Here is a 23,015-nt window from a genome sequence, read left to right as displayed (position 1 = left end):
GGGATCCGATCCGTGGACCGGCCGGCCACCGCTCCCGGCCTCCCGCTCAGCCCGCGGCCACCTCGGTCGGGGCCGCCTCCGCCGCCTCCGCCGGGGCCGCCGGGCCGAGGTCGGGGGTGTCCCGGAGCTCGATCCGGGCGCCCGGCCGGTGGAGTTCGAGCACGACCACCTCGTTGACACCCGCGCGCCACAGCGGCGCGGGGGCGTAGAGGGTGCGCTGCGGGCCGCGCTCCCAGTGGCGTCCGAGGGCGAAGCCGTTGAGCCAGACCATGCCCTTGGTGAAGCCGGGGAGCGCGAGGAAGCCGTCGGCCGGGGTGTCGACGGTGAACAGGGCGCGGTGGAAGCCGGGCCCGTCCTCCGTGCTCGCGGGGCCGAAGCGCAGGACGGTCAGGTCGTCGAGGGGCAGCGGGCGGACCTCCCAGCCGAACTGGAACTGCCGGTCGACCCGGACCCCGCCGGTGATCCCCTTGCGGTCGTGGAGCAGCGGCCCGTAGTTGATCCGGCCCATGTTCTCCACCAGCAGGTCGAGCACCGCCCCGCCGGCGGGCACCGTGACCGGCAGCGCCTCGTCCGGGCGGTCGCGTTCGAGCACGCCGATCGGGGCGCCGTCGAGGAACACCTGGGCGCGGTCGGCGAGTCCGTCGACCCGGAGTTCCCCGTGGCCGAGCGGGCCGCGCAGCCGGGTGCGGTAGTGGATCAGGCCGAGGTTCTGGCCGAAGACCTCCATCGGTTCCGGCTCGGGGCTGTGGTGGACGGTGGCGAGGGCGTCGAGGGAGTCCGCGAGACGGGCGCTCGCGGTGACCGGGGCGCTCTGCGGGGCGAGCCGGGCGGGCAGCGGCGGCGGCTGGTGCGGCTCGGTGCCGAGGTGGCGCCCGATCACCTCGCGGAAGAGGTGGAACTTGGGGGTGAGTTCGCCCGCCTCGCCCACCGGGGCGTCGTAGTCGTAGCTGGTGGTGTCCGGCTGGTAGGCCGTCCCGTCGTGGTTGGCGCCGTTCCACCAACCGAAGTTGGTGCCGCCGTGACCCATGTAGATGTTGACGGAGGCGCCGGCGGCGAGCATCCGGTCGAGAACGTCGGCGCACTCCTCGGGGTCGCGCAGGTGGTGCGGGGTGCCCCAGTGGTCGAACCAGCCGGTCCAGTACTCCATGCAGACCAGGGGGCCGACCGGCTGGTGGCGGCGCAGGCAGTCGAGGGACTCCTCGGGGCGGGAGCCGAAGGTGCCGGTGGTGAGCAGGCCGGGCAGGCGGCCGCCGAGCTGGAAGCCGTCCTCGGCGCCGTCGGCGGTGAACAGCAGGCAGTCGACGCCGCGGCGGACCAGGCCGTCCCTGAGGTGTTCCAGGTAGGCGGTGTCGTTGCCGTAGCTCCCGTACTCGTTCTCGACCGCGACGGCGACGACGGGTCCGCCGGCGGAGGCCAGCAGCGGGAGCAGGACGGGCACGAGTTCGTCGAACCAGGCGTCGACGGCGGCGAGGTAGGGGCCGTCGACGCGGCGGAGCCGGAGGGTGGGGTCGGCCAGCAGCCAGGCCGGGAGGCCGCCGAACTCCCACTCGGCGCAGATGTACGGGCCGGGCCGGACGATCACGTCGAGCCCGAGGTCGCCGGCGGTGCGGACGAAGGCGGCGAGGTCGCGGTCGCCGGTGAAGTCGCTGGTGCCCGGCGCGGGCTGGTGGAAGTTCCAGGCGACGTAGGTCTCGACGGTGTTGACGCCCATGGCGCGCAGGCGCAGCAGGCGGTCGGACCAGAGTTCCGGGCGGATCCGGAAGTAGTGGACGGCCGCGGAGACGATCCGGTGCGGGCGTCCGGCCCGCAGGAAGGTGTCTCCGTCGAGGGTCAGCGCGGGATGGGTGGCCCGGTCGGCCATGGGTGCCTCCGTCGATGCGGGCATGGGCGAGATCGACGATCGATCGCCGGTCCGTACCCTACGAGCAGGATGATCGGGCGGTCAATCAATCGATATAGACCCCGTCTATTGATCGAATTTCGATCGAACGATAGCCTTTGATCCGCTTCGCAGACGGAGCGCGCAGCACGTCGGCACCGCATGTCGGCACTGCTTGCCGGCATCGCCTGCCGACACCGCACGTCGGTCGGCACCGCACGTCGCCGCTGCGCGGCACCACCGCGGCAGCACCGCCACAGCACAGAGCGAACAGAGGGAGTGGATGGCCATGTCCAGGGAGGAGCGACGCAGGCTGATCGTCACGGCGGTCGGTGATCTCGGCGGCCAGGTACGGCTCAAGGACCTCGCCGACCGACTGGGCATCCCCGCCGTCACCGTACGGCGCGACATCGCCGCACTGGCCGAGGCCGGCCGGCTGGTCCGCTCGCACGGGTTCGTGTCGCTCGACCACCCCGGCCCCGACCGGGCCCCGGAGCACGACGGCGGCCCGGGCGCCGGACGCACCGTCGGCCTGCTGGTCCCCTCGGTCGGCTCGTACTTCGACGAGGTGATCGCCGGTGCCCGCGCCGCCGCCACCGAGGCCGGTGCCCGACTGGTCCTCGGTATCGCGCCCTACCGGGCGGGCGACGACCCGGTCCAGGTGGAACGGCTCCTGGAGTCCGGGGCCCAGGGCCTGCTGCTCGCCCCGAACCTGCTCCCCGGACGCCGCTCTCCCGCCGGCGACTGGCTCGACGACCTGCCGGTCCCGACGGTCCTGGTGGAACGGCGCTCCCCCACCCCGGACGGTCCCGGCTCCCGGCTGGACACCGTCGGCTCGGACCACCGCCACGGGGTGCTGCGCGCGCTGATCCACTTCGCCGGCCTCGGCCACGACAGCGTCCTGCTCGCCGCCCGGGGCGACTCCTGGACGGCGGAGGAGGTCAGGACCGGCTACCGCGAGGGCACCCGGCTGCTCGGCCTGCCGGAGCTCCCGGTGCTGGACACCTCCAACGCCGAGGGGACGCAGACCGATGCCGCCCCGCTCGCCGACCGCATCGCCGGGGCCGTCGCGACGGGCACCCGGGCGGTCCTCGTCCACAACGACCAGGACGCGATCCGGCTGCCGCCGCTGCTGCGCGCCCGCGGGCTGCGGGTGCCCGAGGACGTGGCGCTGATCGCCTACGACGACGTGTTCGCGGCGCTCGCCGCTCCCCCGCTGACCGCCGTGGCCCCGCCCAAGCGGGCCGTCGGCGCGGCCGCGTTCGACCTGCTGCTGCGCCGCCTCACGGGCAGCACCGACCTCCCGGTCCACCGCACCGCCCTGCTCCCCGTCCTGCACGTCCGCACCTCCTGCGGGGGCCGGCCGTGACCTCGCGCACCGGCTGACGGAGGCCCGCACGACGGCTGTGGGCCGGCCGAGGACGAGCCACGAGGGGGGTGCGGGCCGCCGTCGCACACCGGCCGGGCGGCACCCCCGCGCGCGCCGTCCGCTCGTCCGGCGGGCGCACACCGCCGAAGGCCCGGCCCCCGCACCCGCACCCGCCCCCTTCTGCGGCGCGAGCGGGGCAGCAGGGGGTGCCGGGGAACCGCGTCACGCACCGGCCGGCCCGATCCCCGCGGCGCGGGCCCGGCGCCGTCCGCTCACCGGCGGGCGCGCGCCGCCAGGTACCCGGCCCCGGCCCCGAGCTGCGGGGCGAGCGGCGCGGCGCGGGGGTGCCAGGGGGCCTCGTACTCCCAGGCGATCCAGCCGTCCCGGGGCAGCAGCCGGAGGCAGTCCGCGATCGGCAGGACGCCGCTGCCGAGGGCGACCGGGGTGAGGTCGTCCGCCGAGACGACGTCCTTGACCTGCACATAGCCGAGGTGGCGGCCGAGGGTCCGGTGCGACTCGGCCGGGCTCTCCCCCGCCAGCCAGGTGTGCAGGAGGTCCCAGAGCGCGCCGACGGCGGGGTGACCGACCTGGTCGAGCAGCGCCGCGAGCGCGCCGGCCGACCGGTGCGAGTCGTGCGTCTCGACCAGGATCCGGACGCCCAGCGAGCGGGCGTGGTCGGCCACCTCCAGCAGGCGGCGGACCGCCCTGGCGTCGGCGGCGGCGCCCGCGCCGGGCCCGCCGTGCGGGAAGACCCGCAGCCGGTGGCAGCCCAGGTCGGCGGCGAGCCGCAGATGTGCGAGCAGGTCCGCGACCACCGGTTCGTCCGGCCCCGGCGCGGCCACGCCGGTGTAGGAGGCGAGGGCGACCGGGACCAGCCCGGCGCGGCCGAGGGTCCGGGCCGCGGCCCGGCGCTGGAGGGCGCTCAGCTTGAGCCGGACCGGCTGGTCGGAGGCGCAGCGCAGTTCCAGGCCGTGCCAGCCGTGGTCGGCGGCCAGCCCGGCGACCCGGTCGAGGGGGGTGCCGGGCAGGCCGAGGGTGGAGAGGGCGAGGGGCATGGCGGAGTCCTAGCCCTCGTCGCCGACGGGGGCGGAAGCGGAGTCGGAAGCGGAGACGGAGACCGTGCCGGGCCCGATGCGGATGCGGTGGGTGGTGCCGTCCGGCCAGGTCAGGCGCAGGTTCCGGGTGCCGTCGGGCGCTGCCCCGGTCGCCTCCAGCGACGCTGCCGGCGGGGGCAGGAGGGCCGTGCCGGTGAGGCGCGCCGCGCAGGCGAACAGCGCGGTACCGTCGTCACCCGCGCCACCGTCGTCACCAGCACCGTCGTCGCCGGCACCCTTGCCGTTGCCGAGGATCCCGTTGTCGAGGACCCCGTCGAGGACCGGCACGGCCGCCTCGGGCCCGAAGGCGGTGCCGCCCGGTACGGCGAGCAGCGCGGCCGTGGTGAAACCGTGCAGCCCGGTGAGCTCGCTGACGAGGCGTCCGCCGTCGGCCGAGGCGCGGGCGCCCGGCTGCCCCGCGGCAGCAACGCCGGCCCCGGCCCCGGCGGTCCGGCCGGCGACGGCCCAGCCGGCCTGGCGGACCCCGGTGCCGGGTGCCGCGCCGGTGACCAGGTGGACCCGTGCCTCGTCGGCGCCGCGCACCACGGTGACGGTGGTGACCGTCACCCCGGCGAGCTCCGCGCCGCGGACGCGGGGGCGGCTGAGGGAGGCCGCCCAGTCCGGGCCGCAGCCGACGGGCTCGATCCGGCCGCGCTCGCTCGCCGCGCCGTCGATCAGCAGGGCGAGGTGGTTGTCGGCCGGACCGTCGTGGGTGGGGCCGGTGGCCGTGGAGTGGGCGAGGCGGGCGTAGTGCGGGTCGTCGGGCCGGACCTCGTCGGCCGGCTGGTCGTCGCTGCCGTGGTTGTGCAGGCGCACCAGTCCGTCCGCCGCCGTCGACTGGACCAGCCAGTTCGGCCGCGCCAGGACCCGTACGGTGTCGCGCTCCTCCGCCGGGGCGGGCTGCTCGGGCTCGGTCCATACCGGGTGGTCGGGCGGGAGCAGCAGGCCGAGGAAGCCGCTGCCGGCCCAGTACGGCGAGGCCGGGCCGGAGTAGGGCTGGACGAGGCGTGGTTCCGGGCCGTACCAGCCGAGGGTGAGCAGGCCGCGCTCGTCGATCGCGCCCCGGTCGACGAAGTGGCGCAGCGCGCCGGAGGCGATCCGACGGGTGGTGCCGGGGGCGAGCGGGGTGTGGCCGGTGAGGGCGCCGGCCCAGAGCGGGGCGGTGGCGGCGAAGCGGTAGGTGAGCGAGCGGCCCTGGTGGACGGGGGCGCCGTCGCCGCCGAACAGGTGGGACTGGTCGGCGAGGTGGGCCGCGAGCCGGGAGCCGTACTCGGCGAGCAGGGGGCGGTCGGCGGCGAGGTGGGCGTGCAGGACGGGGTAGAGGTGCAGGGCCCAGCCGTTGTAGTGGTCGAAGGCGCGGGGGCGGCCGTCGGTGTACCAGCCGTCGCCGAGGTGGAAGCGTTCGATCCGCTCCAGGCCGCGCCGTACGGCGGCGTCGGCCGCGCGCTCCTCGATGCCGGCCTCGGCGAGGAAGCCGCCGACCGAGAGCGGGAACAGCCACCAGTTGTTGTCGTTGGGGGTGCGGTGGAGGGCGTCGGCCAGCCAGCGGCCGACGCGGTCGCGGACGGGGGCGTCGAGGCGGTCCCAGAGCCAGGGCCGGGTGAGCCGGAGGGCGAAGGCGATCGACGCGGCCTCGACCATGGCCTGGCCCCGGTCGGTGATCAGCGGCCAGGACTCCGGGTCGTCCTCGGTGAGTCCGCGTTCGGCGGTGGGGGTGCGGGTGCCGGTGTCGAGGCCGCGCGCGTAGGCGTCCAGCAGGCCGTGCGGGTCGTCGCCGCCGGCGCCGGCGATCCGCAGGGCGGCGGGCAGGAAGGTGCGGGCGTAGCCCTCCAGTCCGTCGGAGCGGCGGCCGGACCAGCTGGGGCCGGTGCCGGGGAGGTCGATCAGGGCCTGGCCGGGGCTGGCGAAGGGGCGGACGGCGGTGAGCAGCTCGTCGGCGACGGCCTCCCAGTGCGCCCTGGTCCAGCCCGTGCGGGGGCTGAGGTGTCGGTCCTCGGGGGGCAGTGGCATCAGCTGGTGTCCTTCGTCGGGCAGTCGGGCAGTCTGACGGCCGGGCGGCCGGGAGCGGGTGGGTCCCTGGCCGGAATCTAGGAATCGACCGATCATTCGTCAAGGCTTGTGGATCAAATGAACTGGTTGATCGGATTGTGACCTTGCCGCCGCGAGCCCGCCCCGATCATCGTTTCGGCAGGTCAACGACCCAGGGCTGACCGATCCGACCGGTTCGTCCATTCGATCGGATCAGATCATTCGATCTGGATCCCTTGACTCCGATCGGCAAGCTGCTCAGGATGGCTGCCAGCCGCCCCCACCCTCCACGAGTCCGTGAGTGGCCGACCCACCGGACCGTGACGTCCCCCTCCGAGGAGCCGTGCCATGCGCTCATCCGCGTTCTCCCGCCGCAGAGCCCTCCGCGCCACCGCCGCCGCCACCGCCGTCGCGCTCTCCGTGACCCTCCTCGCCGCCTGCGGCAGCAGCGGCGGCGGGTCGACCTCCACCGCCTCCGCCGAGGACGGCAAGCCCGTCGACCTCACCTTCTGGGGCTGGGCCAAGGGCACCAAGGAGGTCGTCGAGGCCTTCAACGCGAGCCACCCGAACATCCGGATCACCTTCGAGGAGATCCCGGCCGGCAACGCCGGCGGCTACGCGAAGCTCTCCAACGCGGTCAAGGCCGGCAACGCCCCCGACGTCTTCAACGTCGAGTACCCGCAGCTGCCGGACTTCGTCAGCCAGGGCGCCGTCCAGGACATCACCAAGCTCGTCGGCCAGGACCTCAAGGCCAAGTACCTGCCGCAGGCCACCGAGCTGACCTCGCTCGGCGGCCGGACCTGGGCCCTGCCGCTGGACGCCGCGCCGCAGGCCTTCTACTACCGCAAGGACCTCTTCGAGAAGGCCGGCATCACCGTCCCCAAGACCTGGGACGAGTTCCGCACCGCCGCCCAGAAGCTCAAGGCCGCCCAGCCGGACACCCGGATCGCCACCTTCTTCCCCGACGACCCCACCACCTTCGAGGCGATGGCCTGGCAGAACGGGGCCCGCTGGTTCAGCACCTCCGGCGAGGCCTGGAAGGCCGACCTGACCGGACCCGAGACCAAGAAGGTCTCCGCCTACTGGCAGCAGCTCGTCGACGAGGACCTCGTCCGCGTCCAGCCCTCGTTCAGCCAGCAGTGGACCGCCTCCCTGCAGAAGGGCGAGACCGCCGGCTACCTCGGTGCCTCCTGGGGCGGCGGCGTGCTGAAGTCCAACCTCGCCACCACCCCCGACGCCGCCGGCAAGTGGGCCGTCGCCGCGATGCCCAGCTGGGACGGCACTCCGGCGAGCGGCATGCTCGGCGGCACCACCTTCGCCGTCTCCAAGGACAGCAAGAAGGGCAAGGCGGCCGTGGAGTTCGCCGCCTGGGCCACCACCACCCCCGAGGGCATCAAGGCCCGGATCGCCTCCGGCACCTCCTCCACCTACCCCGCCGCCACCGAGCTGGTCCCCACCGCCGCGAAGGCCTTCAACAGCGACTTCTACGGCGGCCAGGACCTCTACGGCCTCTACGCGCACGCCGCCGACTCGATCAAGTCCGGCTGGACCTGGGGCCCCGTGATGGGCCTCACCAACGGCACCGTCAAGGACGCCTTCGGCAAGGTCGCGGGCAAGACCGGCACCATCGACGACGCGCTCGCCGCCGCCCAGCAGGCCACCCTCGCCGAGCTCAAGAACCGCGGGCTGAAGGTCGCCCAGTGACGACCCGCGCCACCAGCACCAAGAGCACCGCCGGCCCCGGGAGCACCGCCCGCCCCGGAGCCGGCACGCGCCCCGGAGCCACCGCCCGCGCCGCCGCCCCCCGGCGGCGCGGGCGGTACGGGGCGCCGGCCGTCCTGCTCGCCCCGTTCCTCGTCCTGTTCACCGCCTGCACCCTCGTCCCGATCGGCTACGCGGTCAGGCTCAGCCTGTTCACCGAGCACCGCTCCGGCCTCGGCTTCGGCGGCACCGAGACCGTCTTCACCGGCCTCGGCAACTACACCCGGGCGCTGGAGGACGAGGCCTTCCGCGACGGCTTCCTCACCATCGCCCAGTACTGCCTGCTCTACATCCCGCTGATGACCGCCCTGGCGCTCGTCCTCGCCCTGCTCCTGGACTCCGCGCTGGTCCGCGCCAAGCGGTTCTTCCAGCTCGCCCTGTTCGTCCCGCACGCCGTGCCCGGCATCATCGCCGCGCTGATCTGGATGTACCTCTACACCCCCGGCATCAGCCCCGTGCTGGACGTCTTCCAGTCGCTCGGCGCCCAGCCGGAACCGCTGGGTCACCCGCTGCCGGCCGTGGTCAACATGGCCCTGTGGCAGTGGAGCGGCTACAACATGGTCATCTTCTACGCCGCGCTGCAGGCCATCCCCCGCGAGGTGCTGGAGGCCGCCGTGATCGACGGCGCCGGCCCGCTGCGGACGGCGCTCGGCATCAAGATCCCGCTGATCCGGCCCTCCCTGGCCATGGTCGGGCTGTTCACCGTCATCGGCTCGCTCCAGCTCTTCACCGAGCCGATGATCCTGCACAACACCGCACCCGGTGTGACCTCCACCTGGACCCCCAACATGTACGCCTACACCGCCGCCTTCGAGCGCGGCGACTACGGACTGGCGGCCGCCTCCTCGGTGCTGCTCGCCGTCGTCGCCGCCGGGCTCTCCTTCGGCGTCACCCGGGCCACCCGGTCCCGGTCCGAGCGCGCACGGGAGGCCCGCGCATGAGCACCCGTCGTCCCTGGACCCTGTCGAAGGGCGCCGTCAACGGCGCGCTCGTCCTCGCCACCGCCTACACCCTGCTGCCGCTCGGCTGGCTGGTCACCGCCGCCGCCAAGAGCACCGCCGACCTGCTCGGCGGCCGCTCCCTGACCGCCGCCAACTTCGACCTCGGGCAGAACCTGAGCGACCTCGCGAGCGCCGGCGACGGCATCTACTTCCGCTGGTACCTCAACTCCCTGCTCTACGCCGGGATCGGCTCCGTGCTCTGCGCCCTGGTGTGCGTGGGCGCCGGCTACGCGTTCCACGTCTTCTCCTTCCCCGGCAAAGAGACGCTGTTCGGCCTGGTCCTGCTCGGCGTGCTGGTGCCGACCACCGCGCTCGCCCTGCCGATGTACCTGCTCGCCTCCGAACTCGGCATCGTCAACACCTTCTGGGCCGTGTTCCTGCCCTCCCTGGTGAACCCCTTCGGCGTCTACCTCTCCCGGGTCTTCTGCGCCGGCTACATCCCCGGCGAGGTCCTGGAGGCCGCCCGCACCGACGGCGCGGGCGAACTGCGCACCTTCTGGTCGATCGGCCTGCGGATGGTGATGCCGGGCTTCGTCACCGTCCTGCTGTTCCAGTTCACCGCCATCTGGAACAACTTCTTCCTGCCGCTGGTGATGCTCTCCGACAACCGCCTCTTCCCGGTCAGCCTCGGCCTGTTCACCTGGAACGCGCAGACCAGGGCCTTCCCCGAGTACTACCCGCTGGTCGTCACCGGCGCCCTGCTGGCCGTCGTCCCGCTCGTCCTCGCCTTCGTCCTGCTCCAGCGGCACTGGAAGGCCGGTCTCACCGCGGGGGCCGTCAAGTGACCCGCCCCCACCCCGCCCCCACCACCCCGCCGCCGTCCCGGAGAAGCCCATGACCGACCCCCGACCGGCCGACCCGGCACCCCCGGAGGCACCCCCGGCCCGCCGCCCCCGCGCCGTGCTCGCCATGCACCGCGACCTCACCGGCCGGCTCTTCGACCCCGAGACCCTGGCCCGCCTCACCGAGCTCGCCGAACTCGACCCCGCGCTGGTGCTCGACGACTTCGGCACCGAGGAGGCCCGGGCCGCCCTCGCCGGCGCCGAGGTCATCGTCTCCAGCTGGGGCTGCCCGGCGATCGACGGGACCGTGCTCGCCGCCGCCCCCCGGCTGCGCGCCGTCATCCACGCGGCGGGGTCCGTCAAGCACCACATCACCGACGCCTGCTGGGAGCGCGGACTGCGGGTCACCTCCGCCGCCTGGGCCAACGCCCTGCCCGTCGCCGAGTACACCGTCGCCGCCGTCCTGCTCGCCAACAAGCAGTTCCTGCGGATCCGCGAGGACTACCGGGGCCGCCGCGGCGCCCCGCACGACTGGCAGCGCGGCTACCCCGACGCGGGCAACTACCGGCGCACCGTCGGCATCGTCGGCGCCTCCCGGATCGGCCGCCGGGTCCTCGAACTGCTGCGCCCCCACGACCTCGACCTGCTGCTCCACGACCCGTACGTGGACGAGGCGGAGGCCGCCGGGCTCGGCGCGCGCCTGGTCGGGCTGGACGAGCTCTGCGCCGCCTCCGACACGGTCAGCGTGCACGCGCCGGAACTCCCGGCGACCCACCATCTGATCGACGGCCGCCGGCTCGCCCTGATGCGCGACGGCGCCACCCTGATCAACACCTCCCGCGGCTCCCTCCTCGACCAGGACGCCCTGGTCCGCGAGCTGGTCTCCGGGCGCCTGGACGCCGTCCTCGACGTCACCGTGCCCGAGGTGCTGCCCGCCGACTCCCCGCTCTACGACCTGCCCAATGTGGTGCTGACCCCCCACATCGCCGGGTCCCTGGGCCGCGAACTGCACCGGATGGCCGCCGCGGCCGCCGACGAACTGGCCCGCTACGCGGCCGGGCAGCCGTTCGCCCACCCCGTCCTCGCCGAGGACGCCCACCGCACGGCCTGACCCCGCGCACGGCCTGAACCCCGCGCACCACCCGGCCCCGCACACTGCCCGACCCCGCGCACCGTACCGGCACCGGACCGACCTCCCGTCGCTCCGGTGCCGGCGCCGTGCTCAGGGGGTGACGATCGCGAAGCCCGGGTCCGGATCGTCGAGGTGGCCGAGGAGTTCCGCGATCCGGCCAAGGTCGCCGGTGGCCTCGGCCCGCCCGTCGGCGAGGAGCTGCTCCGGTGTCGCGGCGCCGAGCAGGAGGGCGCGCAGGTCGGCCTCGGTGAGGGTGACGGTCACGTCCGGGGCGCCGACGGCCGGGCCGTCGCCGGCGGTGTGGGTGAGGACGCCGTTGCGCAGCCGCAGGGTGACCGGGCCGGTGTCGGTGAGGTTCCACCGCACGGTGATGTCGGCGGACCAGCTGCGCGGGCCGTCGACCCGGATCGCGGCGGCGTCGAAGAGCTGGCCGAGGGTGAGGGCGGCCATGAAGTCGGCGGTCCCGGTCTCGGTGGGGGTGCCGACGGGCCCGTGGCGCAGTTCCAGGGCCCCGGTCAGGTAGAAGTTGCGCCAGGTGCCGTTCTCACTGCCGTAGCCGAGCTGTTCGAGCGCGTCGGCCTGGAGCGCGCGGGCCTCGGCGTTGACGGGGTCCGCGAACACCACGTGGTCGACGACCTGGGCGACCCAGCGGAAGTCCCCCTCCGCGAAGGACCGCCGGGCCCGGCGCAGCACCTCGTCGGCGCCGCCCATGAAGTCGACGTAGCGGCGGGCGGCCTCGGTCGGCGGGTGCGCCCACAGGTGGGCCGGGTTGCCGTCGAACCAGCCGAGGTAGCGCTGGTAGACCGCCTTGGTGTTGTGGCTGACGGAGCCGTAGTAGCCGCGGGTGTGCCAGGCGCGTTCGAGGGCGGGCGGCAGCTGGATCCGCTCGGCGATCTCCAGCGGGGTGAAGCCCTGGTTGATCAGGCGCAGGCTCTGGTCGTGCAGGTAGCTGTAGAGGTCGCGCTGCTCGGTCAGGAACGCCACCACGCGGTCCCGTCCCCAGGTGGGCCAGTGGTGGGAGGCGAAGGCGACGTCGGTGCTGTCGGCGAAGAGCGTGACGGCCTCGGTGAGGTAGTGCGCCCACACCCGGGGGTCGCGCACCTGCGCGCCGCGCAGGGTCAGCAGGTTGTGCAGGTTGTGGGTGGCGTTCTCGGCCAGGCAGAGCGCCCGGTGGTCGGGGAAGTGGATGTTGAGCTCGGCCGGTGCCTCGGTGCCCGGGGTGAGCTGGAAGACCGTCCGGATGCCGTCGACGACCTCGGTCTGCCCGGTCCGGGTGATGTGCAGGTTCGGCGGGATCAGGCCGACGGTCCCGGTGGAGGTGGTCTGGCCCAGCCCGGCGCCGACCTGTCCGCGTTCGCCCTTGGGCAGGGCCGCGCCGTACATGTAGGCGGCGCGGCGGGCCATCGCGGTGCCGGCGTAGACGTTCTCGCTGACCGCGTGTTCCAGGAAGCCCTCGGGGGCGATCACGGGCAGGCCGGCGGCGACCTGTTCCTCGCTCACGACGCCGCGCACGCCGCCGAAGTGGTCGACGTGGCTGTGGGTGTAGAGCACCGCGCTGACCGGCCGGTCACCGCGGTGGGCGCGGTAGAGGGCGAGCGCGGCGGCCGCGGTCTCGGCGCAGATCAGGGGGTCGACCACCAGGACGCCCCGGTCCCCCTCGACCAGGGTCATGTTCGACAGGTCGAAGCCCCGTACCTGGTAGACGCCCTCGACGACCTCGAACAGCCCGTGGTCGGCCGCCAGGCGGCTCTGGCGCCACAGGCTCGGGTTCACGGTGTCGGGGCAGTCCCGCTCCAGGAAGCCGTACGCGGCGAGGTCCCACACCACCCGGTCGCCGCTGCGGATCAGCGGGTCCGCGGCGGTGCCGAGGAAGCCGCGGCGGGCGTCCTCGTGGTCCTGGGTGTCGTCGAACGGGAGGCGGCCCAGAAGCTCGGCGTTGGCCCGCCGGACCGACGGTTCGGCCGGCGCGGGTCCGGTGTGCGGGGTCATGTCGCTCTCCCTCTGCGGTTCCTCTGCGGCGTCCACGCGCTCGGCGCCGGGCATCGCTTCCCACCCTCACGACCTTCCGGCGGTCGCACGAGCGGCGTGGTCCGTCCGGAGGACATCGCCGCCCGGCCGGAAACGGTAAAGGAATCCCCCTTCATCCGGCATTCATCGGCAAACTGCACAGCTCGGGATCGGTCATGAAAAGGGGCCCCTACGCACTGTTGTCATGCCAGGGTCCGGATGCGAGTATTGCGGCTGGGTGATCCGGACACGGAACGTCGACTCCGGATGCCCTTGATCGTTGTCGCCGTATCGGCGAGCACGTCCACGGGGGTGGATCTTTCACAGCCGCTTTGGGGGTGAGGAGTGTGCGATCAAACGGAAGTAGTCGTTCCGACCGTGCGGCTCGCGGGCCGACCCGGCCGGCGGTGCCCCGCGGCCTCGCGGAGGCGCTCCGCGCCGGCCACGCCGCGACTCCCCGCCAACCCGGTGTCCTGGCCGCCCTGCGCGGCGAGGACTGGCACTGGGCCGGGGCCAGCGGCGTCGCGGACGCCGCCACCGGGCGCGAACTGCGTCCGACGGCGGCGGTACGGGTGGCCTCGGTCACCAAGACCTTCACCTCGGCCGCGGTGCTGCGACTCGTGGAGCGCGGCGAACTCCGGCTGGAGGAACCGGTCTCGGCGCTGGCCTCCGGGGCGGTGCTCGGGGCGCTCGCCGAGGGCGGCTACGAGTCGGCCCGGATGACCGTGCGCCACCTGCTCCAGCACACCGCCGGCCTGTACGACTGGGGAGGCGATCCCGCCTACGACGCGGAGGCGTTTGCCGATCCCGACCACCGGTGGAGCCGTCTGGAGCAGGTGCGCTGGGCGGTCGAGCACGGGCGCCGACTCGCTTCCCCCGGTGAGGAGTTCCACTACTCCGACACCGGTTACGTGATCCTCGGCGAGGTGCTCGAACGGGTCACCGGGCGGCCGCTGGCCGCCGCCTACCGCGAGCTGCTGCCGCTCCGGGAGCTGGGCCTGGACTCCGTCCACCTGGAGTCGCTGGAGCCCACCCCCGGGGCCGGCGCGGACCGCGCGCACCAGTACGTGTCCGGCACCGACCTGCTGGCCGTCGATCCGTCCTGCGACCTCTGGGGCGGCGGCGGACTGGTCTCCACGATGTCCGATCTGACCGCGTTCGTCCGGGCGTTGTTCCGGGGCGGGGTCTTCGAGCGGCCCACCACGCTCGCGACGATGCTGGCGCCCGTCGCGGCGCGCGGCGCGGAGGGGCGCGGCATGGGGATCTACCGGATCCCGCTGGGGTCGGGGCAGTGGTGGGGCCACTGCGGCAGCTGGGGCGTGGTCATGGCGTACGCGCCGGACCGCGATCTGGCCCTCGCCACCGCGGTGACGAGACAGCCCGAGGACCCGGACGAACGGCTCCACCCCGGACGGGCACTCGTCCGGACGGCCCACTGAATTACCGGACAGTAAAAACGCACCGAAATGTGCGTCGAGAAGAACATGTCATTGAGAACGGCCGGTCATTGATACGGGCGCTGGCATTGAATCCATGAAACCGCACAGGACAGGCGGAGCCATGCGTAATCGACCCCGCACAATCAGGACCACCGAGTCCCTGTTGGAGAACGGCCTCATCGACGAGGAGAGCCTGCCGGAGATTCGCGATGTCGCGAAGCGGTACGCCGTGAGCATCACCGGGGTGATGCAGGAGCAGATCGCGCACCTCGACGATCCGGTCGCCAGACAGTTCGTCCCCACCGGGGCCGAGCTGATCATCACCCCGGAGGAGCGCGCCGACCCGATCGGCGACGACCCCTTCACCCCGGTCAAGGGGATCACCCACCGCTACCCGGACCGGCTGCTGCTCAAGCCGATGCACCTGTGCCCGGTCTACTGCCGCTTCTGCTTCCGGCGCGAGGTGGTCGGCCCCGGCGAGGGCATGCTCGGCCAGGCGGAGCTGGAGGCGGCCCTCGACTACATCCGGACCCACGAGGAGGTGTGGGAGGTCATCTTCACCGGCGGCGATCCGCTCATCATCGCGCCCACCAAGCTCCGCCCGATCATGGCGGCGCTGGACGCGATCGAGCACGTCAAGGTGATCCGCTTCCACACCCGGGTGCCGGTGGTCGACCCCGAGCGGGTCACCGACGAGCTGGTGGACGCGCTCAGCACCGAGACCCCGGTCTGGGTGGTGGTCCACACCAATCACAGCCAGGAGATCGGCGAGGCGGCGCGCGGCGCGCTGCGGCGGCTGAACCGGGGCGGCGTCCCGCTGCTCAGCCAGACCGTGCTGCTGCGCGGGGTGAACGACACCCCGGAGGCGCTGGAGGGGCTGTTCCGGACCCTGGTGGCCAACCGGGTGAAGCCCTACTACCTGCACCACGGCGACCTCGCCCAGGGCACCGGGCACTTCCGCACCACGATCGCCGAGGGCCAGGAGCTGGTCCGGCGGCTGCGCGGGCGGGTCTCCGGCACCTGCCAGCCCACCTACGTCCTCGACATCCCCGGCGGCCACGGGAAGGTGCCGATCGGCCCCTCCTACCTGGAGCCCGGCGAGGAGGGCGCGGACGGGACGGGCGGCGGCGACACCCATGTCGTCACCGACCCGTGGGGCGAGCGCCACCACTACCCGCCGCGCGTCGCCGCAGCGGCGGCACCCGCGACCACGGCCACGGCCACGGCCACGGAGGAGGACCCGACCGATGACTGAGGACCTCGCGTCCCGGTCCGTGCCCGCGCGCAGCCCCGGCACCGTCGCGTTCGCCGACCCCGGCGGCGTCACCTCGGCGCTCAGCTGGTCCGCCCCCGAGCTGACCGCCGGCCTGGCGTGGTCGGCGCTGACCCGCACCTTCGCCGCCGAGGCGGCCGGCCTGCGCTCCGACCAGGTGAAACTGCACGTCAACGGCGAGCCGGTGGTGGACCACGAGTCCTGGCCGACCACCGAGGCGGACGCCGCCGGACCGGCCGCCTGGCTGGACCGCCGGCACACCTTCGGCCCGGACGACGACCGCTTCGTCTACGCCCGCGCCGTGCAGGAGCAGGACCGGACGCTGTTCCGCGCCGTCGTCGAGCTGCTGGCGCCCCACCTCTGGCGCCTCGGGCTGCCGCCCGGCCACGTCGAGGTCGAGGTGTTCCACGGCGCCTACCGGAACACCCCCGGCGGCATCCACCGGGAGGGCTGCACCAACCTCCACCTCGTCCTGGCGGGCCGCAAGAGCATGCACTTCTGGCGGGGCACGGACTGGGTACCGGCCGGGACGGCGCTCCGCGAGGACGTCGAGCCCGAGTCCGAACTCCCGGAGGAGTACCTGCCGGAGCTCGACCGCCGCTCGGTCGCGGAGCACGGCCACGCCCTCACCGCCACCACCGGCGGCGGCTTCTTCTGGCGCAGCGGCATCTGGCACGTGGGCGAGACCCACGAGCCGTCGGTCGCGCTGAACATCGCCTCCTACACCCGGACCCTGGACGTGGGGGCGGAGCTGCTCCCGCTGTGGGGCGACCGGCTGCACGGCGAGGTCCCGGGCGACTGGCTGGCCGACTACCGGGAGCACGTCCGGTCCGCCGGGGACGACGCCGCCCTGCTGGCGCGGCTGACCGCGCTCGGCATGCGGCCGGCCCCGCCCGACGCACCCGGCACCGCGCCGCCCTCCGGGCCGCGCCACGTCCGCCGCGAGTCGTCGGCGCCGGTGCTGTGGTCGCCCGCCGGGCCGGGGCGGCTGACCGTGGCCGCGCTGGGCCGCACCGCGGACTTCGCCGACGGCGACGTCCCGCGCGACTGGCTGGAAGCGGTGCTCACCGACCGCCCCACCCCGCACGAGGTTCCGCAGGAGTGCGAGCGGCTCGCCCGATGGCTGTGCGCACAACGGATTCTCGAACCGGTCCCCGACCCGATCCCCGAACCGATGGAGGCATCATGACCGACACGTCCCCCGCGGACACCTGGCAGCTCTCGGACACCGAGGTCTTCAGCAGGTACGGGGACGCCTTCGTCCCGCGCCGGGCCGAGCAGACCGCCGCGGTGTGCGACCTGCTGGCCGGCATCCCCGTCCCGCACGTGCTCGACCTGTGCTGCGGCGAGGGGCGGCTGTCCGAGGAGTACCTGCGCCGCGACCCGGAGGCCAGGGTCACCGTGCTGGACCGCTCCCCCGAGATGCTGGCGCTGACGGCGAAGCGGCTGGAGCCGTTCGCCGACCGGCACGACAGCATCGAGGCGGACATCGAGGACCGGCTGTGGCGCACCGGCGTCACCTACGGCGGTGTGATGACCTCGCTGGCGGTCCACCACCTCGACGGCGAGGGCAAGCGGCTGCTGTACCGGGACGTCCACGCGATGCTCGAACCGGGCGGCGTCTTCGTCATGGCCGACCTGGTGGAGCCCGCCGGTGCCACCGCCCGCACGCTCGCGGGCGACCACTGGGAGGAGGCGGTGCGGCGCGCCTCCGAGGAGCAGTTCGGCGGCGACGAGGCGGCCGTCGCGTTCGAGCGCACCGAGTGGAACCACTACCGGCTGCCCGGCCCGGACCCGGTCGACAAGCCGTCCTCGGTGGCCGAGCACCTGGACTGGCTGCGCGAGGCCGGTTTCGTCGAGGTCGACGTGGTCTGGATGTACGCGGGACACGCCCTGTTCACAGCGAAGCGGAAGGCGAACTGAGTGAGCGAGCAACCGAGCCGCACGATCCTGGCCAACATCGTCAGCGAGATCATGGCCGAGCAGCCGACGGACGCCTACCGGCGGGCGATGGCCGCCGCGACCCCGCGCAAGCTCTGGCAGGCGCGGCCGGGCGACTGCGTGGTGATGCTGGCGCCGTGCACCCCGGCCTTCCGCGACTACGTGGCCGAGGTGGTCGGCCTGGACGTGGACCGGGTCGAGATCGTGGCCCCGCCGGAGGTCCGCGGGGTGCACGCGCTGGAGGTCGCCGCCGACCTCGGCGCCACCGAACGGATCGCCGAGCGCCCCGAGTTGAAGCCGTTCGTACTGGACGGTCCGGTGCTGGAGTTCGGCCGCCGCACCGGGGTGCGGGTGCTGCCGTACACCCGGCTGCCGGAGGACAGCACCCTCGACGCGCTGCGTCTGATCAACACCAAGGACGGCTTCCGCCGGACCGCCGCCGGTCTGGGGCTGCCGGTCGCGGACGGCGGCTTCGCCGAGACCGCCGCCGAACTGGCCGCCGCCCTGGTGGAGTTCCTGGCCGACCGGTCGGCCGCGATCATTAAGACCAACCGGGGCTCCAACGGCTTCGGCAACACCGTGATCCGGTCGAACGGGCCGGAGTCGGTCGAGCGGCAGGTCCTGGACGCCGTGGCCGGGCAGCCCGCGCGCGACTGCGGCTGGGTGTACGAGGAGTTCCTGCCGTTCACCGCGACGCCGAGCATGGAGCTGGAGATCGACGACCGGGGCGCCACCGACTTCTACAGCTGCGACCAGCGCACCGTGAACAACGCCTGGACCGGCATGGTGACCCCGGCCGCCGAGGGCCCGCACCACGAGCGGCTGCGCGGCGCGGCCGAGGCCATCGGCGGCTGGCTGCACGGACAGGGCTACCGGGGCATCTACGACGTCGACTGCGGTGTGTACGACGGAGGTTACGTCGTCACCGAGGCCAACGTCCGTCGCACCGGCGGCACTTACCTGGAGGAGCTGGCGCGCCGGCTGCGGCCCGGGGACTCCCCGGTGCACTGGCGGGCGGACGTCAGGATCGGCCCGGACGGGCTGGACTTCGCGGGCGCGGCGGCGAAGCTGGCCTCGGCCGGACTCGCCGACCCGGCGGCGGACGCGCGGGCCGTGCTGACCGCCGACACCCGCGCCGTGGACGGCAAGTGGCGCTACCTGGTGGTGGGCCGCGACGACGGGTCGGTCGCCGAGGTCGAGCGGCAGCTGGAGCAGATCCTGGGGATCGGCTGATGCTGCACTCCGCCCTCCACCCCGGCTTCAGCGCGGTCGCGGGGACCGGCCTGGTCGCGCTGCGCGACATCCCGATGGGCACGGTGCTGTGGGGGCCGTGCCCGCAGTGCCGGACCTGGGACACCGCCGAACAGCTCGGCCTCTCGCCGCGGGTCGTCGACTGGCTGGACGAGTTCGGCTACCGGCTGGCCGACCGGAGCCTGCTGCTCCCCTGCCGGGACGCGTACCTGCTCAACCACTCCTGCGAGGCCACCGTCCTGGACCACGGCCTCGCGGTGGGCCTCGCGGTCCGCGACATCCGGGCCGGCGAGGAGGTGACCGGGGACTACCGCACCTTCCGCTACGACGAGCCGTGGGAGTTCGACTGCCGCTGCGGCGCGGACAGTTGCCGGGGATCGGTGCGCTCCTCGGCCGGCGCGCCGCCGGCCGAGGTGGCCGGGGAGTGGAACCGCCGGATGGCGCCGGCGCTGGCCGCCGCCGGCGGCGTGCCGCAGGAACTCCCGCTGCGGGTCGGCCAGGTGGACGGCGCCCGGGCCGGCCACCGCGACCCGGAGGAGGCGACATGACCGCCGTGCGACCCGAACGCACTGCCCGGGCCGAGCTGTTGCGGATCGAGGACGTCCCCGCCCGGTCCTGGCTGCCGCTGCTCGGCGAGCGGGACCTCTTCCTGCTGCCCGGCTGGATGGAGGTCGGACCCGGCACCTACGGCGGCGGACTGCGCGACGCCCGGGCCGCCGTGGTCGAACGCGACGGCACGGCGGTCGCGGGCACCGCCGGCTGGATCTTCGGGAACGAGTGCACCGAGGACCTGTGCCGCCCGGACGTCCTGCTGGAGATCCCCGAGGAGCGCGGGGCGCCGCTGTTCCCGACCCTGCTGGCCGGCGGCTGGTACGACAGCCGGGTCGCCCACCGGCCGGGCGGGGCCGGACCGGCCGAACTCGCGGCCGTGGTCGACTCCCTGGAGGAGTGGGGGCGTTCGCAGGGCGCCGCCTCGGTCTGCTGGCCCAGCGTGGACGAGCGGGAACGGGACCTGGTCGCCCTGCTGGGCGAACGCGGCTACCGGCGCTTCCCGCTGACGCCCCGGTGGGCGCTGGAGGGGCCGTGGACCGGCTTCGACGACTACCTGAACCGGATGACCAGCAAGCGCCGGGTCTCGGTGCGCAGCGAGCGGCGCCGGGTCCGCGAGGCGGGCATCACCTGCCGGACGGTGCCGCTCACCCGGGAGCTGGCCCGGCCGCTGGTGGAGCTGGCGGAGGAGAACGTGACCCGGCACGGCGGCCGGGTCGACCTCGACCGCTACGCCGACTGGGTCGCGGCGCTGACCGGGATCGAGGACGGCCGGGCCGAGGCCCACCTGGCCGAGCGGGACGGGCGGATCCTCGGCTGCGTGGTGTCCAGCACCTATGCCGGGCGGGTGTACGCGCTGTTCCCGGGCTTCGACTACGAGCAGATCGCCGGTCTGCCCGTCTACTTCGAACTCGCCTACTACCACCTGGTGGAGCACGCCGCCGCGCACGGCTACCACGCGGTGGAGTACGGTCCGGCGGCGGACGAGGCGAAGAATCTGCGCGGCTGCGTGGCCCACCGGCAGGCCCTGTGGATCCGCGGCCTGGACCCGGCGGCGGAGCGGCTGGTCACCGAGGTCGCCGACGAGGCCGCCACTACCGGGCCCACCGCCCCGACGGCCTTCGCCCCGACGACCGACGCCCCGACGGCCTTCGCCCCGGCCGGGGGGAGCACATGAGCCCGCCGACCACGGGCCCGCCGCCCCTGGGCCCGCCGACCTTCGTGCTCGCGCCCGGCGGGCCCGGTCTCGGCGGCGAGACCCTCGACGGGCTGCCGCTGCCGCCCGGCTGCCGGCGCCTGGTCGGCGCGGGCGACTGCGGGCCGGGCGGCGACCCGTTCGCCGTCCAGACCGACCGGCTGGTCCGGCTGCTCGACACGGCCGGTGCCGAGCGGCCGGTCGTCCTGCTCGCCCACTCCGCCGGTGCCCGTCCGGCCCTGCGCGCCGCGGCCCGGAGCCCCGGCCGGGTCCGCGCGGTCGTGCTGCTCGCCGCCCAACTGCGGGACGGCACCGACCATCCCGAGCTGCTGCGGGAGCGCCTCGACGCGCTCGACGGCCCGCTGCGGGAGACCGCGCGCCGGGCCCGGGCGACCGCGCCGGACCGGGCGCCGGCCGACGACGAGGAGCTGCGCGAACTCCTGCTCGCCGACCTGGCCCTCACCTTCCCCGCCCTCGGACCGGCCCAGCGCGGCTTCCTGGCCGCCTGCGCCCGCAGCTGGGACCTCCACGCGGTGCGCGCCGTGCTCTCCGGGCGGGTGCCCGAGGAGGACCTCGCGGCGACGGCCGCACGGGTCGGCGCGCCGGTGCTGGTCGTCAACGGCGAGCGGGACCCGTGGGCCGGTGCCCCGTCGGCACGGGAGCTGGCGGCGGCGCTGCCGGACGGCCGGGCCCGGACGGTGCCCGGGGCCGGGCACGTGCCGTGGCTGGACGACCCGGAGGCGGTGGGCCGGCTGCTGGCCCGGACGGTGGAGGAGGAGGCGCCGGCGTGAGCTACCGCAAGGTCCTGGCGGACCGGATCTGTGCCCAACTGGCCCTGTCGACGGCGGTCGGCCGGTTCGCCCAGGTGATGTTCGACGTCACCGTGGTGATCTTCGTGGTGCAGGACCTGCACCGCCCCGCGGCGGCCGGCCTGGCCGTCCTGCTGGCGACCCTGCCCGGCCTGCTGCTCAGCCCGCTGAGCGGCGGCTTCCTCCAGGGCCGCAACGTCACCGCGTGGATGGCGGCCGACTACCTGATCAAGGCGGCCGCCACGCTCGGGATCGCCTTCGGCGCGTCGGCCGGCTCCGGGGGCATCTGGACCCTGTGGGGGCTGGCCCTGCTGTCCTCGCTGACCAGCGCGTTCGGCAATGTCGCCTTCCGCAGCTACGTCGCGCTCTCGCTGCCCGCGCGGTTGCGCGGGGCGGCCAACGGCCTCGATTCGATGATCTCGGGTCTGGCCGCGATGGCCGGGCCCGCCCTGGCCGGGATCGCGGTCACGGTCTTCGGCGGCCGGCACAGCGTGGCGGTGGTCGGTGCGGCCTACCTGGCCGCGGCGCTGGTCGCGGCCGCCTCGGGGCGCACCACCCCGGAGGCCGGCGGCGAGGTCGGTCTGCGCAGCGCCGTGGAGGCCGTGCGCGGGATCCTGGTCCACCCGGTGCTGCGCGGGCTGACCGGGGTGTACTTCCTGTACCAGGTCGCGGTCGGTGTCCTCGTGGTGTCGCTGCCCCAGCTGGTCTCGGCCGGGTTCGGCGCCGCCCCCTCATGGACCGGCACCAGCTGGTCGATCGCGGGGGCGCTGGGAATCGCGTCCTCACTGGTCGCCGGGCACCGGATCGCCGACGGCGCGGAGCGCCGGTTCCTGATCGCCGGCGCCGCCCTGACGGCGCTCGGCCTCGCGGGACTCTTCCTGCACTCCACCGTGTTCTGGCTGGCCGCGATGTTCGTGCTGCTCGGGGTGGCCGTGGGGCCCATGGACGTCGGGCTGCTCAGCCTCCGGCAGCGGCTGCTGCCCGACACCGGGGCGACGGCGACGCTCGCCGTCTCCGCCAGTCTCAACATGGCCGGCTATCCGGCCGGGGCCATGGTCGGCGGTCTGGCGGCCGGTCTCGGCCTGGGCCCGCAGACCGGGGTCGCCCTCGGGTGTGCCCTGCTCTCGCTGGGCCTCTGTACCCGGCTGCCGGTGCTCCCGGTCGGGCCCCGACCGGCCGACAGGCCGTCGGACGGACCGGCCGACGGACCGGCCGACGGTCCGTCCGACGGGGCGGCCGCTCGGGCCGCCGAGTCCTCGGCCGCCCAGTAGCGCTCCGCACCACCCCGCCGCCGGCCCGTGCGGACGGCCGGTGCGGTGCACCACGTCTTCTCCCCGTCCCTCTCGACCTCTCGCACCCTTCGACCTGTCACTTCCGATGGAAAGTCAGGACCATGGCGACAATTGGAGTCATCTGCACGATCCTCGTCCGCCCACGCGGCCTCGGCGGCCCTGCCGGGGCCCGCCGGAGCGGCCCGTCCACCGACACCCCGGCCGTCCGGTGCG

The 23,015-nt window shown here is 74.4% G+C and carries 18 protein-coding genes; 14 read left to right on the top strand and 4 right to left on the bottom strand.

Annotated features, from left to right (window positions below; all coding sequences use genetic code 11):
- Window positions 1–46: 46 nt before the first annotated feature.
- A complete protein-coding gene (locus ACW14Y_RS38150; protein ID WP_456985080.1) occupies window positions 47–1,885 on the bottom strand; it encodes a glycoside hydrolase family 35 protein in 1,839 nt (612 codons plus the stop codon).
- A 283-nt stretch (window positions 1,886–2,168) separates the two neighbouring features.
- Between ACW14Y_RS38150 and ACW14Y_RS38145 the strand changes: the two genes are divergently transcribed.
- Complete coding sequence (locus ACW14Y_RS38145; RefSeq protein WP_380301052.1) at window positions 2,169–3,248, top strand: substrate-binding domain-containing protein; 1,080 nt, start codon at window positions 2,169–2,171, stop codon at window positions 3,246–3,248.
- Window positions 3,249–3,520: 272 nt separating this feature from the next.
- On the opposite strand, the gene ACW14Y_RS38140 is transcribed toward ACW14Y_RS38145, so the two are convergent.
- Both ACW14Y_RS38140 and ACW14Y_RS38135 read right to left on the bottom strand, forming a co-directional pair.
- Complete coding sequence (locus ACW14Y_RS38140) at window positions 3,521–4,303, bottom strand: sugar phosphate isomerase/epimerase family protein (RefSeq protein ID WP_380301054.1); 783 nt, start codon at window positions 4,301–4,303, stop codon at window positions 3,521–3,523.
- Window positions 4,304–4,312: 9 nt separating this feature from the next.
- Entirely contained in the window at window positions 4,313–6,352 is a 2,040-nt protein-coding gene (locus ACW14Y_RS38135) for a DUF2264 domain-containing protein (protein WP_456985079.1), read from the bottom strand.
- Between the two features lie 366 nt (window positions 6,353–6,718).
- Here ACW14Y_RS38135 and ACW14Y_RS38130 point away from each other — a divergent pair, with 366 nt between their 5' ends.
- The 4 genes from ACW14Y_RS38130 (at window position 6,719) to ACW14Y_RS38115 (ending at window position 11,025) form a co-directional block, all read left to right on the top strand.
- Window positions 6,719–8,074 (top strand): ABC transporter substrate-binding protein, encoded by a 1,356-nt coding sequence (locus ACW14Y_RS38130; protein ID WP_380391219.1) that lies wholly within the window; start codon window positions 6,719–6,721, stop codon window positions 8,072–8,074.
- Window positions 8,075–8,208: 134 nt separating this feature from the next.
- The gene (locus ACW14Y_RS38125; RefSeq protein ID WP_380391223.1) at window positions 8,209–9,072 is read left to right on the top strand and encodes a carbohydrate ABC transporter permease; all 864 of its coding nucleotides are present in this window, start codon (window positions 8,209–8,211) and stop codon (window positions 9,070–9,072) included.
- Window positions 9,069–9,917 carry a carbohydrate ABC transporter permease gene (locus ACW14Y_RS38120; protein ID WP_266272322.1) on the top strand — a complete coding sequence of 283 codons (849 nt, stop codon included), beginning with the start codon at window positions 9,069–9,071 and terminating at the stop codon, window positions 9,915–9,917. The genes ACW14Y_RS38125 and ACW14Y_RS38120 overlap by 4 nt, the downstream gene beginning before the upstream one ends.
- Before the next feature lie 49 nt (window positions 9,918–9,966).
- Window positions 9,967–11,025: a hydroxyacid dehydrogenase gene (locus ACW14Y_RS38115; protein WP_380301063.1), complete on the top strand. Its 1,059-nt coding sequence runs from the start codon at window positions 9,967–9,969 to the stop codon at window positions 11,023–11,025.
- A gap of 111 nt (window positions 11,026–11,136) precedes the next feature.
- Here the strand turns inward: ACW14Y_RS38115 and ACW14Y_RS38110 are convergent, their stop codons facing one another.
- Window positions 11,137–13,035, bottom strand: a complete 1,899-nt coding sequence (locus tag ACW14Y_RS38110) for an alkyl/aryl-sulfatase (RefSeq protein WP_380301065.1) — start codon at window positions 13,033–13,035, stop codon at window positions 11,137–11,139.
- A gap of 425 nt (window positions 13,036–13,460) precedes the next feature.
- Between ACW14Y_RS38110 and ACW14Y_RS38105 the strand changes: the two genes are divergently transcribed.
- The 9 genes from ACW14Y_RS38105 (at window position 13,461) to ACW14Y_RS38065 (ending at window position 22,781) form a co-directional block, all read left to right on the top strand.
- Window positions 13,461–14,492, top strand: a complete 1,032-nt coding sequence (locus ACW14Y_RS38105; protein ID WP_456985078.1) for a serine hydrolase domain-containing protein — start codon at window positions 13,461–13,463, stop codon at window positions 14,490–14,492.
- 121 nt (window positions 14,493–14,613) lie between these two features.
- Entirely contained in the window at window positions 14,614–15,747 is a 1,134-nt protein-coding gene (locus ACW14Y_RS38100; RefSeq protein WP_380301069.1) for a lysine-2,3-aminomutase-like protein, read from the top strand.
- The gene (locus ACW14Y_RS38095; protein ID WP_456985077.1) at window positions 15,740–16,954 is read left to right on the top strand and encodes a hypothetical protein; all 1,215 of its coding nucleotides are present in this window, start codon (window positions 15,740–15,742) and stop codon (window positions 16,952–16,954) included. The genes ACW14Y_RS38100 and ACW14Y_RS38095 overlap by 8 nt, the downstream gene beginning before the upstream one ends.
- Entirely contained in the window at window positions 16,951–17,688 is a 738-nt protein-coding gene (locus ACW14Y_RS38090) for a class I SAM-dependent methyltransferase (RefSeq protein WP_402723324.1), read from the top strand. The genes ACW14Y_RS38095 and ACW14Y_RS38090 overlap by 4 nt, the downstream gene beginning before the upstream one ends.
- The gene (locus tag ACW14Y_RS38085) at window positions 17,689–18,939 is read left to right on the top strand and encodes a preATP grasp domain-containing protein (RefSeq protein ID WP_456985076.1); all 1,251 of its coding nucleotides are present in this window, start codon (window positions 17,689–17,691) and stop codon (window positions 18,937–18,939) included.
- On the top strand, window positions 18,939–19,505 hold the full coding sequence (locus tag ACW14Y_RS38080; RefSeq protein WP_456985075.1) for an SET domain-containing protein-lysine N-methyltransferase: 567 nt from the start codon (window positions 18,939–18,941) through the stop codon (window positions 19,503–19,505). The genes ACW14Y_RS38085 and ACW14Y_RS38080 overlap by 1 nt, the downstream gene beginning before the upstream one ends.
- A complete protein-coding gene (locus ACW14Y_RS38075) occupies window positions 19,502–20,683 on the top strand; it encodes a GNAT family N-acetyltransferase (protein WP_456985074.1) in 1,182 nt (393 codons plus the stop codon). Before ACW14Y_RS38080 ends, ACW14Y_RS38075 begins: the two co-directional genes overlap by 4 nt.
- A complete protein-coding gene (locus tag ACW14Y_RS38070; RefSeq protein ID WP_456985073.1) occupies window positions 20,680–21,492 on the top strand; it encodes an alpha/beta hydrolase in 813 nt (270 codons plus the stop codon). Before ACW14Y_RS38075 ends, ACW14Y_RS38070 begins: the two co-directional genes overlap by 4 nt.
- Entirely contained in the window at window positions 21,489–22,781 is a 1,293-nt protein-coding gene (locus ACW14Y_RS38065) for an MFS transporter (RefSeq protein WP_456985072.1), read from the top strand. The genes ACW14Y_RS38070 and ACW14Y_RS38065 overlap by 4 nt, the downstream gene beginning before the upstream one ends.
- Window positions 22,782–23,015: the final 234 nt, after the last annotated feature.

This window comes from Kitasatospora sp. cg17-2, assembly GCF_054031055.1.
This window is presented reverse-complemented; position numbering and strand designations above follow the sequence as displayed.